At 32.7% G+C, this 14,226-nt stretch carries 12 protein-coding genes; 5 read left to right on the top strand and 7 right to left on the bottom strand.

The annotated features are described in order from the left end of the window. The first annotated feature begins 48 nt into the window (after positions 1-48). The gene (locus FHG05_RS11105; protein ID WP_140998099.1) at positions 49-915 is read left to right on the top strand and encodes a cupin-like domain-containing protein; all 867 of its coding nucleotides are present in this window, start codon (positions 49-51) and stop codon (positions 913-915) included. A gap of 62 nt (positions 916-977) precedes the next feature. On the opposite strand, the gene FHG05_RS11100 is transcribed toward FHG05_RS11105, so the two are convergent. The 3 genes from FHG05_RS11100 to ileS all read right to left on the bottom strand — a co-directional run bounded on the left by FHG05_RS11100 (position 978) and on the right by ileS (position 5,511). After that, positions 978-1,586: a lipoprotein signal peptidase gene (locus FHG05_RS11100; RefSeq protein WP_140998098.1), complete on the bottom strand. Its 609-nt coding sequence runs from the start codon at positions 1,584-1,586 to the stop codon at positions 978-980. Positions 1,587-1,668: 82 nt separating this feature from the next. Continuing rightward, positions 1,669-2,049, bottom strand: coding sequence for a TraR/DksA family transcriptional regulator (locus tag FHG05_RS11095; RefSeq protein ID WP_130736387.1), 381 nt, complete (start codon positions 2,047-2,049; stop codon positions 1,669-1,671). 60 nt (positions 2,050-2,109) lie between these two features. Further along, entirely contained in the window at positions 2,110-5,511 is a 3,402-nt protein-coding gene (gene ileS, locus FHG05_RS11090) for an isoleucine--tRNA ligase (RefSeq protein WP_140998097.1), read from the bottom strand. A 272-nt stretch (positions 5,512-5,783) separates the two neighbouring features. On the opposite strand from ileS, the gene FHG05_RS11085 reads away from it, so the two are divergent. The 3 genes from FHG05_RS11085 (at position 5,784) to FHG05_RS11075 (ending at position 7,468) form a co-directional block, all read left to right on the top strand. Beyond that, complete coding sequence (locus tag FHG05_RS11085; RefSeq protein WP_140998096.1) at positions 5,784-6,536, top strand: DJ-1/PfpI family protein; 753 nt, start codon at positions 5,784-5,786, stop codon at positions 6,534-6,536. Between the two features lie 13 nt (positions 6,537-6,549). Beyond that, complete coding sequence (locus tag FHG05_RS11080) at positions 6,550-6,990, top strand: SRPBCC domain-containing protein (protein WP_140998095.1); 441 nt, start codon at positions 6,550-6,552, stop codon at positions 6,988-6,990. A 79-nt stretch (positions 6,991-7,069) separates the two neighbouring features. After that, positions 7,070-7,468, top strand: a complete 399-nt coding sequence (locus FHG05_RS11075) for a hypothetical protein (protein WP_140998094.1) — start codon at positions 7,070-7,072, stop codon at positions 7,466-7,468. Between the two features lie 44 nt (positions 7,469-7,512). Here FHG05_RS11075 and recO read toward each other — a convergent pair whose 3' ends face one another. The 3 genes from recO to gdhA form a co-directional block, all read right to left on the bottom strand. Next, positions 7,513-8,226 (bottom strand): DNA repair protein RecO, encoded by a 714-nt coding sequence (recO, locus tag FHG05_RS11070; RefSeq protein WP_140998093.1) that lies wholly within the window; start codon positions 8,224-8,226, stop codon positions 7,513-7,515. Continuing rightward, positions 8,226-10,511 (bottom strand): type IX secretion system anionic LPS delivery protein PorZ, encoded by a 2,286-nt coding sequence (gene porZ, locus FHG05_RS11065; protein WP_140998092.1) that lies wholly within the window; start codon positions 10,509-10,511, stop codon positions 8,226-8,228. Before porZ ends, recO begins: the two co-directional genes overlap by 1 nt. 114 nt (positions 10,512-10,625) lie before the next feature. Further along, entirely contained in the window at positions 10,626-11,969 is a 1,344-nt protein-coding gene (gene gdhA / locus FHG05_RS11060; RefSeq protein WP_140998091.1) for an NADP-specific glutamate dehydrogenase, read from the bottom strand. Between the two features lie 227 nt (positions 11,970-12,196). On the opposite strand from gdhA, the gene FHG05_RS11055 reads away from it, so the two are divergent. After that, a complete protein-coding gene (locus FHG05_RS11055) occupies positions 12,197-12,979 on the top strand; it encodes a THC0290_0291 family protein (protein WP_140998090.1) in 783 nt (260 codons plus the stop codon). Between the two features lie 77 nt (positions 12,980-13,056). Here FHG05_RS11055 and FHG05_RS11050 read toward each other — a convergent pair whose 3' ends face one another. Continuing rightward, a complete protein-coding gene (locus tag FHG05_RS11050) occupies positions 13,057-14,211 on the bottom strand; it encodes a cystathionine gamma-synthase (protein ID WP_262710451.1) in 1,155 nt (384 codons plus the stop codon). Positions 14,212-14,226: the final 15 nt, after the last annotated feature.

Raw genomic sequence — 14,226 nt, 5'->3', positions numbered from 1 at the left:
ATAACAATTAAATAAATTTGCTCTAAGAAAACTTAGAGCATTTTTTATATGTCTTCACTACATTTAAATGAAATAGAACGTGTAGAGACCATCTCTCAAGAAGATTTTTATACGCATTACGTAAAAAAACAAAAACCAGTAGTTATAGAGAAATTAACTAAAGACTGGCCTGCATATACCAAATGGAACTTAGAATATATTAAATCAATTGCTGGAGACAAAACGGTACCCTTATATGACGATCGTCCGGTTTCGTATAAAGATGGTTTTAATGAAGCTCATGCCAAAATGAAGATGAGTGATTATATTGATTTATTACAATCTAAACCTACAAATTACCGTATATTTCTATACAACTTAATGAAAGAGGCCCCTGCACTCCAAAATGATTTTAAATGGCCTAAAATTGGATTAAAACTAATCAAACAACTTCCTATGTTGTTCTTTGGCGGAGAGAACTCAAAAGTATTCATGCATTATGATATTGATTATTCCAATATTTTACATTTTCATTTTCACGGAAAAAAACAATGCATTTTATTTTCACAAGAAGCCACACCTTATTTATATAAGATACCTCACTCCTTGATTTCAAGAGAAGATATTGATTTTGAAAATCCTGATTTTGAAAAATTCCCAGCTTTAAAAAAGGCCAAAGGATTTATCTGTAATTTAAATCATGGAGAAATGTTATACATGCCTGAAGGATATTGGCATTACATGAAATACATAACACCAGGTTTTTCGATGAGCTTAAGAGCGTTACCTAAAAAACCGAAACATCTTTTCAAAGCAGTGTACAATGTATTTATCATGCGCCATTTTGATAATTTCATGAGAAAAAGAAAAGGCCAAGCATGGATAGACTATAAAAACGAAAAAGCAATCATTGATACCCATAAAAACATAGCTTAAAATCTATTTTGCTATTTTAATTAAGTGGAAAAAATAAGAAGTTGAAAGTAAGTATAGAACAATTATTCCTTTTTATTCGCAAAAGCTCTCTTATTAAATACAATTAAAATACCTACTCCAGTAGATATGGCCATGTCAGCAATATTGAAAATAGCATTAAAAAAGGAAAAATGTTTACCTCCCCAAAAAGGCAACCATTCGGGTAAGTTACCTTCCCAAAAAGGAAAATATAACATATCTACTACTTCACCATGAAACCATGTCCCGTATGGATCACCAGAGAAAGCTGTTGCCACTTGATGATAACTATCATTGAAAACAACACCATAAAAAACAGAATCAATAATATTACCTATTGCTCCTGCTAAAATAAGAGAGATTGCTACAATTAAATATTTGGATTGTTTCTTCTTAACCGAATCCCAAAGCCACCAAGCTATACCAGGAACAACTAGTAAGCGAAAAAGAGTAAGTGCTAGCTTTCCATACTCACCTGGTATTACTGCTCCCCAAGCCATCCCTTCATTTTCAATAAAATGAATACGAAACCAGTCTAAACCAAAAACTTTTATTTCTTCATTAATAAAAAAATGTGTTTTGATATAAATCTTAGAGATTTGATCAACAAGTAGAATAAGGACAACTATTATATAAGCTTTCTTTAATGACATTCTGTTAAAATTTGAACAAAAATAAGGATTTTACTAAAAAAAAACGCTCCTGTAGGAGCGTTAATGTAATTTTATAATAAGATTAACGTTGCGAATTTTTTGCTTCGATACTCATAGTGGCATGAGGAACTACTTTTAAACGCTCCTTACTAATTAATTTACCTGTAACCTTGCATACACCATACGTTTTATTTTCAACACGGAATAAAGCATTCTTTAAATCTCTAATAAACTTTTCTTGACGAGTAGCCAACTGTGAGTTTGCTTCTTTTGACATGGTTTCACTTCCTTCTTCAAATGCCTTGAAAGTTGGTGAAGTATCGTCAGTACCATTATTTAAATCATTCATGTAAGCACTTCTAATTAAATCCAAATCGGCTTGTGCTTTCTCTATTTTTTTTAATAAAATTTCTTTAAACTCAGCTAAATCTGCGTCTGAATATCTTAATTTTTCATCAACCATCATTCTATGTATTAAGGTTATTACTAATAAATCATATCTAAAAAGAGTTTATTTTAGACCCTATTTCGATATTAACACAACTGTTTTTACTTCATCAAACTCAATTTCTATACCATTATCAATTTTAGGCATAAAAATTAATTCTTCGGTTAGTGTTTCCGACTTAATATACGTTTCATTTTCTAATACAGATTGCTCTATTACCGCATTATTTTGAATATGAACTTTTATTTTATCCGTTACTTCAAATCCTGAATCTTTTCTAATATTCTGAATTCTATTTACTAACTCTCTTGCAACACCTTCATTACGTAGTTGATCATCTATCGTAATGTCTAATGCTACTGTTATTCCATTGGAATTTGCTACTAACCAACCCGGAATATCTTGTGAAGAAATCTCCACATCTTCGGTTGTTAAAGTAATACTTTTTCCTGATATTTCAAGCATTATTTCACCGTCTTTATCTAATTGATTGATCTGTTCTGGCGCCATATTTTGTATCTCTTTGGAAACCAGACCCATATCTTTGCCAAAACGTGGTCCTAATGCTTTAAAATTTGGTTTAATTTGTTTTACCAATACGCCTGAAGCATCATCTAACAACTCAATTTCTTTTACATTTACTTCTGCTTTTATTAGGTCTGCAACGGCCTCAATTTCAGACTTAAAAGTATTGTCAAGTACTGGAATCATTACTCTTTGCAGCGGTTGACGCACTTTGATCATCTCTTTTTTACGTAAAGACAATACTAAAGAGGAAACAGTCTGTGCTTTCCACATTCTACTCTCTAGTGATTTATCAACAAAGTTTTCAACCGTCACAGGGAATTCCGCTAAATGTACACTTTCAAAAACTTCTTTCCCAGTAGTTGCATTTAAATCTTTATACAAACGATCCATAAAGAATGGAGCAACTGGAGCACTTAATTTAGCAACGGTTACTAAACACGTATAAAGCGTTTGATAAGCTGCAATTTTATCTGTTCCATACTCTCCTTTCCAAAATCTTCTTCTACACAAACGAACATACCAATTGCTCAAGTTTTCCTGTACAAAGTCAGATATAGCACGTGTTGCTTTGGTTGGTTCATAATCAGCATAAGCCTCATCTACAGTTTTAATTAAAGTATGCAATTCAGATAAAATCCAACGATCAATTTCTGGTCTTTCATTTAAAGAGATTTCTACTTCATTGTACTTAAATCCATCAATATTGGCATATAACGCAAAGAAAGAATAAGTATTATATAGTGTTCCAAAGAATTTTCTTCTTACTTCTGCAACACCTTCAATATCAAACTTTAAGTTGTCCCAAGGATTGGCATTTGAAATCATATACCAACGTGTAGCATCAGGTCCATATTCTGCTAAAGTGGTAAAAGGATCTACTGCATTACCTAAACGTTTCGACATTTTTTGTCCGTTTTTATCTAGTACTAATCCATTTGAAACCACATTTTTATACGCAATTTTATCAAAAACTAAGGTTCCAATAGCATGTAGTGTATAAAACCATCCACGCGTTTGATCCACACCTTCTGCTATAAAATCGGCAGGAAAATCTTTATTTGCATCAATTTTATCTTTGTTTTCAAAGGGATAATGCCATTGTGCATAAGGCATCGCACCTGAATCGAACCAAACATCAATTAAATCGGTTTCGCGTTTCATTGGTTTACCAGAAGGAGAAACTAAAACGATGTTGTCTACTACATTTTTATGTAAGTCAACTAATTCATAGTTTTCTTCCGACATGTTTCCAATCACAAATTCCTTATATGGATTTTCTTTTTGGAAACCAGCCGCTATTGCTTTTTCAATTTCAAAGTATAACTCTTCTACAGAACCAATGATAATCTCTTCTGTTCCTTCTTCATTTCTCCAGATAGGTAAGGGTATTCCCCAATATCTAGAGCGCGATAAATTCCAGTCGTTTGCATTCTTCAACCAATTTCCAAAACGTCCTTCTCCAGTTGCCTTTGGTTTCCAGTTAATGGTTTCGTTTAAATCAAACATACGCTCCTTTACTTCAGTAACTTTAATAAACCAAGAATCTAAAGGATAGTATAAAATAGGCTTGTCCGTTCTCCAACAATGCGGATAACTGTGTACATATTTTTCAACCTTAAAAGCTTTGTTTTCTTCTTTTAATTGGATGGCAATTTCTACATCAGCGGAACGTTCTGGTGCTTCTCCATCGTTGTAATATTCATTTTTAACGTATTTCCCTGAATAGTCACCTAAACCTTGAATAAACCTTCCTTGTAAATCTACTAAAGGTACTAAATTCCCATTAGTATCTTTAACTAACATAGGTGGCACTTCAGGCGTAGCTTCTTTCGCCACTTTAGCATCGTCTGCTCCAAAAGTTGGTGCTGTATGTACAATTCCTGTTCCATCTTCTGTAGTTACAAAATCTCCAGCAATAACTCTAAAAGCATTTTCTGGATTGTCATTTGGCAACACCAATGGCATTAATTGTTCGTAACGAATACCTACTAAATCAGCTCCTTTGAATTCTTTTATGATTTGAAAAGGAATTTTTTTATCACCTTCATTGAAGTTTTCAAAATCACTAGATTCTGTTGATTCAAAATAGGTTTTTCCAAATTGTTTTCCTACTAAGCTTTTTGCTAAAATCACTTTTACAGGTCGGAACGTATATTGATTGAAAGTTTCAATTACAACATAGTCTATTTTTGGTCCCACTGTTAAAGCCGTGTTACTTGGCAATGTCCATGGGGTAGTAGTCCAAGCTAAGATATGTATATCTCCTAATCCTTGTAAAAAACCTGGTAATGTTGCAGTAATTGCTTTAAATTGAGCTACCACAGTAGTATCAGTAACATCTCTATAACTTCCCGGTTGATTTACTTCATGTGAAGATAAACCCGTTCCTGCTTTTGGAGAATACGGTTGAATCGTGTAGCCTTTGTACAATAAATCTTTATCATAAATTTGCTTCAACAACCACCAAACGGTTTCCATATATTTGGATTTGTAAGTAATATATGGATTTTCCATATCTACCCAATATCCCATTTTTTCGGTAAGATCATTCCAAACATCAGTATAACGCATTACCGTACGTTTACATGCTTCGTTGTATTCTGCTACCGTTATTTTAGTGCCAATATCTTCTTTAGTAATACCCAATTCTTTTTCGGTACCTAATTCTACAGGCAATCCATGTGTATCCCAACCTGCTTTACGCTTCACTTGGAATCCTTTTTGCGTTTTATAACGACAAAAAATATCTTTAATAGCACGTGCCATTACGTGGTGAATACCAGGCAATCCATTTGCTGAAGGAGGTCCTTCAAAAAACACATAAGGGGTATTGCCTTCACGAGTGCTCACACTCTTATCGAAGATGTTTTCTTTTTTCCAAAAATCCAATACTTCAGACGCAACTGTTGGCAAGTCAAGTCCTTTATATTCAGTAAATTTAGTACTCATTATATCGCTTTCTAATTTGAAGATGCGAAAATACTAAATTTCAAATAATTGTGGGGGTTTTTTAACCAAAAAAAGAGGGGTAGTCTGTTGTTGCATTAATTCCTCCTATCTTACTCCACTTATATAAAGCTTTAAAAGGGCTTAGTAGCTTTTTTAAAGGCTCATAAATGAAAAAGGATAAAATATTTTAATTCTAATATTCTTGATCCTTTTTTAAGAAATACTTTACGTAACTTTGATACTCTTATTTTGTTACAAACACAACTCAAAGAATGAAAGCATATCTACTGATTTTAGGTCTTTTTTTTATAAACTTAATCGCTTGTACTTCCCATAACAAAAACAAGGAAGCCACAGAAACTTCAAAAGAAGTAATAGCAAGTAAATCAGACACTTTTACCAAACATCTAAAACCTTTTAATCCGGAACTTCCTACAATTGGATTGCTGATGTACAATGGTGCTTTGCAGAGTGAAGTTGTGGCAACTTCAGACGTTTTTGGTAAACCAACAGAAGATGGCAAACAACTTTTTAATGTCGTTGCAATTGCCGAAACTAAAAACCCAATTACAACCGAAGAAGGGTTACACTTTGTTCCAGACTATACGTTTGAAGACTGTCCAAAACTAACCGCACTATTTGTTCCAAGTGCCTATGATATGTATGCACAAGTACACAACAAAAATATAGTTGATTTTATTAAGAATAAAAATAAAGAGACTGAGTACACAGTAAGTAATTGTGGTGGAGCTCAATTAATTGGAGCTTCAGGAATAGCAGACGGACATAAGATTGTGACTTGGATTGGAGGAGGAAAACAATTGCAGATAGACTATCCTAATTTAAAAGTACAAAACGACAGTTTGGTAACCTATATGGAGGATGGTAAGTTTCTTTCTTCAAATGGAAATTTAGCAAGTTATATTTCTGCATTACAATTGTTAGAAAAGATGACGTCACCCGAACACCGTAAATTTGTAGAAAGTTATTTATATTTAGACCGCCTTCAAAACTGGAAAGACTAAAAAAGTTTGAAATATGATTGCTGAAAATGAAATTTATAGCTCTAGAATTTTAGAAACACCTGTTGAAAAAGTATATCAAGCTTTTGCACAACCACAACATTTAAAAAATTGGTGGGGTCCTGAAGGATTTACGAATACTATTCATGAGTTTAACTTACAACCCGATGGAAAATGGGTTTTAACTATGCACGGTCCAGAAAAAGGAAATTATGAAAATGAATCGGTTTTTACGGTTGTACAACCTGAAAAATTAGTGGCTTGGAAAAGAATCTCTCAACCATTATTCAACATGGAAATACATTTTAAAAAAATAGATGAGAAAAGTTCCGAGATTGCTTTTCGAATGATTTTTAAATCGGTTACGGAATGTGAAAAAATTAAATCTTTCGCAGGCTCTAAAAACGAAGAGAATTTTGACAGACTAGAAAGAGAACTGCTTCGCGTAATCACTTGACTATGAAAATTCTTTTTTATTACAGCGCAACTTTTTAGCAAAAAAATCATCTAGAATGAAAACGAACAAGTACAACGTCATGAAAAAAACTTTTTTTACTCTTATTGTAGTTATTCTTTTCTTTTCTTGTAGTGATGATGATCACGACTGTCCAGATAATGAGTTTGTTGGTAATTGGAAATTAATTGAAGTATTAGCAGATCCGGGTGATGGCAGTGGAACTTTTCTTCCCATAGAAAGCACAAGAACTTTAACTTTTAAAAATAACGGAATTATAACTACTAATACCTCATTATGTAATCCTTATTCCGATGAAATTAGGACTTCGGGGACTTACGATGTATTGGACAAAAAAATTCACACCAATTGCGAAGGGACTAACATTGCTACCATTTTCTTTAAAATGGAAAATGGATATTTAATTTTAGATTTTTTTTCTTTGGAAGGCTATTCACAAAAATTTGAAAGAGTTGAATAACTGATTCTTTTTACGCTCAATTTTTTAAAAATCACAAATTATATCTATTCGAAAATTTGTGTTAAAACATCTATTGACTTAATTTTCTTACTGTTTTCAATATTAAAACTATAGTAATCAATGATTGTTTTAAGTAAAATTCTTCTTTGATTAGATGAAAAAAGTTTTTCTGTTGTATATATATTTAAAGCAAGTAATTTTTTTAAAAGCATCGATTCTTCTTCAGATAAAGAATGTAACGCAGGGAACTCCGTAAAAACGCCTTCACTTATATTAAAAAAATTATTTTCGATATGATTTTCTTGAGGATAAAAACCAAGAAATTTGGTCAACTGCATTAATAATATCAAATGAAAATTAAAGCTATCATCGTGTGTATCAAACCATTGCAAAGATGTTTCTAAATAATCAAATAAGTGTTCGTCTTTCCAATGTTCTTTAATAGTATAATGCAGCATTTCAGACAAAAATAATACAATAGAGGATTTTGTAATATCTAAATAAACCGAATGATATGGATAATAAATTTTAACCTCTTTGATTCGGTGCAAGTTTTTTTTGAGATTATGATTGGCTTCAATTTCAATTTGATTCAACGGTTGAAAAAAAACCTTTTTTTGCTTGTTATTTTTACCCGTAAAAGCGTTGTGTATAAAATAGGTCTGCACTCCTTCTTCTCTTGTCAAACACTTAACAATCAAACTTTTGTCATTATACTTTACAGAAGAAATTACAATTGCTTTTGTTTTTATAAGCATTATCTAATAATCATTACTTTTTTCACAGTTGAATCCAATCCATCTTGGGTAGCAATAAAAATCATATAAACTCCCGAAGCCACATTATAATTTCCAAAAGCAGAAGTATTCCATTCAATTGTACCTCCTTCAGAAGTTGTTTCATAGACTAAATTACCTTCTATATCTGTAATTTTCACATTAGCTTTATCAGTCAATCCCGCTATTTTAACGGTTCCTGAAAATTCAGGTCGCACTGGGTTAGGGTATACATAAACATTAGATAAATCACCACTCGCTTTTGTGGAAGTACCCAAAAAAGACACTAATCCTTTATCTGTAGCAAAGAATACTTCACCTGAAACGTCGTCTATTTCTATATCATTTACATTATCACTAGGTAGTGGTGAATTCGCTTTTGTAAATCTGTAAAGTGTTTGCTGTCCATTAGAAGACACCAAAAACACACCTGCACCAGCAATGGAAACCCATTTTCTATTGGCACCATCCACACGAATATCCAAAATAGCCTGTTGATAAAATAATTCCTGAGCTAAATCTCCTTCCTGTATGATAATAGGATTTGTTGACAACTCATTTTCAGACAAGAATTGGTCCACACTTGAAAGTATTCTTAGTCCTTTAGCGGTTCCAATCCATACTTGATTTCGGTTATCGATAGCAACACAATTAACAACTTTGTCTGGCAAATTACTATTGGCAAAATCAATTACAATAAATTTATTATTCATTTGATCATTAAACGCAAGCAAACCTTCATTATAGGCAGGTATCCATTTTGTATTGTTTTTGTCAATTGCCATAGATCCATAACGTCCAACAGTATAATCAGACAAAATCCCATCCACACTATAAGATTGCCATTGACCATTACTTCTTAAAACTTTAATGGCTCTTTCCACAAAAGCATTTGTAACCCATAAATTATTCTCCTTGTCAAAAGCAGGACTATTGATTCTTATATCAACATAGTTTGGATCAGGTGGACTCAAAACCAAAGACTCTAATCCGTTTGGACCTGTATTGGTACTGTTTAATAAAGTAATGTCTGAACCATCCATTTTTACTATACCTGAAAAGTAAGAGGTAAAATAGATTTGAGTTGAGTTATTTGGATTAATTACTAAATCGCAAATCGATTTCGCTTGTAATACGTCTTCATAGGAAATATTTACCCATCCATTATTAGAAGAATAGCTGCTAGTTGGCAACTGATCTAAAGGATATGGGTTATATTCTCTAGAATAGTCTCCATAAACTGCCCACAATTGATTTGGTGCTTTTTTTACCCGAAATATGTTGTTTCTAAAAGGCCCATTTGGTGTAATATTTTCAAATAGCGAAGGGTTAGATAATGTAGTAGCAAATACTCCATTCATTTCGGTACCAATAAAAATTTGACCGTTAACTACATGCGCAGCAGTAAATTGAACATCAAAATCGGGAATCACAGTGATATGTGCCAATTGATTCCCTTGCGTATCCAAAACAAAAACATTGTTTTGAGTAGTAACAACAAGTTCATTACCATTTGTTTTTATTTTTCTCCCTATTTGACTTTGATTGAGAATACTTTGAAAAGATCCATTGTAACGGTAAGTATTCCCATCGGTACTCATAGCCACAATTTGATTGTTTAAAGTGACTATTCCTAACCAATAGCCGCTATCAAAGGTTTGCCATTGATTATAATCGTATAAAAAAGGGTTTGACAAACTTGCTTTTCTAATACCACTTTGTCTCGTTACAGCATAAAGTTCTTCATTTAATACTGTAGTTTGCAATACCTCAACTTCTTCACCTGAAGTTCCAATAAAGTAAGTACTAATAAACTCTAATGTATTTAGGTTTAAAACCGATATTCCATAATCTGTGGCAATGTATAATTTTTCCTGATATTCATAAAAATCATTTATTTTTTTCTTATTTGGTGCAACTGGTATTTCTTCAATGATATCGACTTTTGTAATGATGGTTCCATCTTCATTTACCAATATTAGTAGCCCATTTTGATCACCAGCTATGGTTTTTTTAAAACTTTCCGAATAATGAATTGCCGTTATAGCGTTTGGTTTAAAACCGTTAATCGAATTGAGGATATTAACATCTTGCTGCGTTGTATTTTTATAAAAAATACAATTTTCGGTAGCGGCAAAAAAAGTTGTAGAAGACACCTCTACATCTACAATTTCGTTGTATGAGAAATACCCTTTCCATAACAAATTTCCTTGTGGGAAACACCATTGACCTACGAGTAAAATGAAAATAAGAAAAGTTAACCTCATGATTATAATTTTTACAAATATACTATAAACGCAGAATATTAATTTTAGGTATGCCATAAACAAATAAAAAAGGCTTACTGTAAAGTAAGCCTTAATTCTATCTAATTATAAAAATTATACAACACCTTGACCCAACATGGCATCTGCTACTTTAACAAATCCAGCAATATTAGCTCCTTTCACATAGTCAACATATCCATCTGCATTTTTGCCATATTTTACACAAGATTCGTGGATGTTTGCCATAATTCCTTTTAATCTTTCATCTACTTCTTCTCTAGTCCAACTTAAACGTAAAGAATTTTGTGACATTTCTAAACCAGAAGTAGCTACACCACCAGCATTAGAAGCTTTTCCAGGAGCAAATAAAATTTTAGCTGCTTGGAATACTTCAATTGCTTCTGGAGTTGAAGGCATATTTGCACCTTCAGCCACACAGATACATCCGTTACTTACTAATGTTTTAGCTTCATCAGCGTTCAATTCATTTTGAGTTGCACATGGTAAAGCAATATCACATTTCACTTCCCAAGGACGTTTCCCTTCAACAAATTTAGCGTTAGGATATTTTGCAACATAATCACTGATACGACCATAATTTACATTTTTAATTTCCATGATATATGCTAACTTATCTGAATCAATACCCGCTTCGTCATAAATATATCCTGATGAATCAGAAGCAGTAACAACTTTACCACCTAATTGAGTTGCTTTTTCAATAGCATATTGCGCTACATTTCCTGAACCAGAAACTACAACTGTTTTTCCAGAAAAACTTTCACCTTTAGTAGCTAACATGCTTTGAGCAAAATAAACATCGCCATATCCAGTAGCTTCTGGTCTAATTAAAGACCCACCGAAAGTGATTCCTTTACCAGTTAAAACTCCAGTAAATTCATTTCTTAATTTTTTATATTGACCAAACATGTAACCTACTTCTCTACCTCCTACACCGATATCTCCAGCAGGTACATCTGTATCAGCACCAATATGTCTTGATAATTCTGTCATAAAAGCTTGACAAAAACGCATAATTTCAACATCAGATTTTCCTTTAGGGTCAAAATCTGAACCTCCTTTACCACCACCCATTGGCAAAGTAGTTAAAGAGTTTTTAAATACTTGTTCAAAAGCTAAAAACTTTAAAATACTTAAGTTAACGGAAGGATGAAAGCGCAATCCTCCTTTATAAGGACCTATAGCCGAATTCATTTGTATTCTATAACCTCTATTCACTTGTGTTTTACCAGCATCGTCAATCCAAGCCACTCGGAACATTACTACTCTTTCTGGTTCAACCATTCTTTCCAAAAGCATTTTGCCTTGGTATTTTTTATTTTCTTCGATAAAAGGAATAACAGTTTCTGCTACTTCCTTAACTGCCTGCATAAATTCAGGCTCGTTTGGGTTTCTTTTAGCTACAGCTTCAATAAAAGATGATACACTTTCTTTCATGATTTTTGGGTTTAATTTGTAATAAATTTAGTTTCCGTTTTTACTTAATGAAAACGTTTTCGTAACTGCGGTGCAAATATACATTTAATTAAATCATGTCGTATTTAAATTGCTAAAAAAAACACCTTAAAATCTCTTTTTTAAGAAAAATTTATCTAAAAAAAAGAAAAAAATTTTTACCTGTCTTTAGATTTTATATATTTGTCTATAAATGAAAAATTTTTAAGATGCCTAAAATATTAAGAAACCTGCTGTTTTTAACTGTTTTTATACCATTTTATGGAAACTCACAGTTAGGATTTTCCCACGAACTAGGAGTTTTTGTGGGTGGTGTTGCTTTTCAATCAGACTTTGGAGTTAGACATGATTTCGAAACCAATAAAGGAAATACAGGATTTGCAGTTGGTATTGTACATTATCTCAATTTTGCTTATCGTGCAGAATGTAATTGTTACAGTCCTGATAGCTATTTTAATGATCATTTCAAATTGCGCTCTGAATTATCTTTCAACAGTACTAAATTAGAGCATTTTGGAGAATATGCAGATAAAGACTCTGAACTAGGCCGCTTACTAAAAGCTATGAAAGGCGAAGCTAAAGTAACTGACATCGGTATGCAATTAGAATATTATCCATGGAGTATTAGAGAATTTACTTCTGCTAGAAATGGTGCTTGGGCACCTTTTATAGGTTTAGGAGCTCATTTTTCATTTTTTCAAAACAACACCTATTCAGAACTTGGGCCTTTAGGAACTACTGCTACAACTTATCCTTCATATTTACCTGACGGGTATTCTTCAGAAGGTGGAAACACTTTTTCGGTAGTATCTAGTGTTGGTACAAGATATAAATTGACAGAATTATCGGATCTTTTTGTAGAGTTGAGATGGCAATACTATTTTTCAGACTGGGTTGATGGTTTAAGAAAAAATCCTGATTTATATAAAGAAAACAAATCTAATGATTGGAATCTTTGGTTGAACTTTGGTTACATTTATTATTTAGATTAAAAAAATAAAATATACTAAAAAAGAAAAGCCTAGATTAAAATCTAGGCTTTTCTTTTTATAAAAATGTATAGGATTTGTTATTGAAGTGCTTGTTCTAAATCTGCTAATAAATCGTCAATATCTTCTACCCCTACACTTAAACGAACTAAATCATCTGTAATACCAATTTCCGCTCTTTTCTCTGCTGGAACCGAAGCATGTGTCATAGATGTTGGGTGATTTGCTAGAGATTCAACTCCACCTAATGATTCTGCTAAAGTGAATACTTTTACTCTTTCTAAAAATCGAACAGCATTTTCCAGCTTTCCAGAATTAAAAGTAAAAGTCACCATTCCACCAAAACCGCCTATCATTTGCTTTTTCGCAATATCATGATGAGGATGCGTTTCCAAACCTGGATAATATACTCTTTTAATTGCTGGATGTTTGCTTAAAAATTCAGCAACTTTTGCACCATTTTCGCAATGTCTTTGTACTCTTAAGTGTAAGGTTTTAATTCCTCTAAGAACTAAATAACTGTCCATAGGTCCTAGTGTGCCTCCAGTTGCAAACTGTGCAAAATGCAACTTTTCTCCTAAAGCTACATCTTTTACAACTAAAGCGCCCGCAATAACATCGGAATGACCCCCTAAATATTTTGTAGCGGAATGCATAACAATGTCAGCTCCTAAATCTAAAGGCTTTTGCAAATAAGGAGTTGCAAATGTATTATCTACTGCAAACAACAGGTTATTCTTTTTTGTAATCTTTGCGATTGCTTCAATATCGGCTAGTTTCATCAATGGATTAGTAGGCGTTTCTACCCAAACTAACTTCGTGTTTTCATTGATTAAACTTTCCAATTTTTTCAAATTGGTCATGTCTACAAAATGAAATTTGATTCCAAAATCTTGATAAATACGTGCAAACATTCTATAGGTTCCGCCATACAAATCATCCATTGCAATAACCTCATCGTTCGGCTTTAATAGTTTCATTACAGAATCTGTAGCCGCTAATCCTGAAGCGAATGCCAAACCTCTAGTCCCATTCTCAATACTTGCTAACGCATCTTCCAAAGCTGTTCTTGTTGGGTTTGCAGCTCTACTATATTCATATTCACCAACAGGTTTTCCTGGAGAGGTTTGTGCATAAGTAGAAGTTTGAAATACAGGAGGCATGACTGATCCTGTAACTTTTTCATGATGTTGCCCACCATGTATTGTTTTTGTATTGAATTTCATTGCTTTTATCTTTACTAAGGTATT

It is taken from the genome of Flavobacterium profundi (assembly GCF_006491645.1).
Taxonomy (GTDB): domain Bacteria; phylum Bacteroidota; class Bacteroidia; order Flavobacteriales; family Flavobacteriaceae; genus Flavobacterium; species Flavobacterium profundi.
This window is presented reverse-complemented; position numbering and strand designations above follow the sequence as displayed.

Coding starts and splice junctions, on each gene's coding strand:
- FHG05_RS11095 (WP_130736387.1), bottom strand. CDS start 2,049: ATGGTTGATGAAAAATTAAGATATTCAGACGCAGATTTAGCTGAGTTT.
- gdhA (WP_140998091.1), bottom strand. CDS start 11,969: ATGAAAGAAAGTGTATCATCTTTTATTGAAGCTGTAGCTAAAAGAAAC.
- FHG05_RS11055 (WP_140998090.1), top strand. CDS start 12,197: ATGCCTAAAATATTAAGAAACCTGCTGTTTTTAACTGTTTTTATACCA.
- FHG05_RS11100 (WP_140998098.1), bottom strand. CDS start 1,586: ATGTCATTAAAGAAAGCTTATATAATAGTTGTCCTTATTCTACTTGTT.
- FHG05_RS11080 (WP_140998095.1), top strand. CDS start 6,550: ATGATTGCTGAAAATGAAATTTATAGCTCTAGAATTTTAGAAACACCT.
- ileS (WP_140998097.1), bottom strand. CDS start 5,511: ATGAGTACTAAATTTACTGAATATAAAGGACTTGACTTGCCAACAGTT.
- recO (WP_140998093.1), bottom strand. CDS start 8,226: ATGCTTATAAAAACAAAAGCAATTGTAATTTCTTCTGTAAAGTATAAT.
- FHG05_RS11105 (WP_140998099.1), top strand. CDS start 49: ATGTCTTCACTACATTTAAATGAAATAGAACGTGTAGAGACCATCTCT.
- FHG05_RS11075 (WP_140998094.1), top strand. CDS start 7,070: ATGAAAAAAACTTTTTTTACTCTTATTGTAGTTATTCTTTTCTTTTCT.
- FHG05_RS11085 (WP_140998096.1), top strand. CDS start 5,784: ATGAAAGCATATCTACTGATTTTAGGTCTTTTTTTTATAAACTTAATC.
- porZ (WP_140998092.1), bottom strand. CDS start 10,511: ATGAGGTTAACTTTTCTTATTTTCATTTTACTCGTAGGTCAATGGTGT.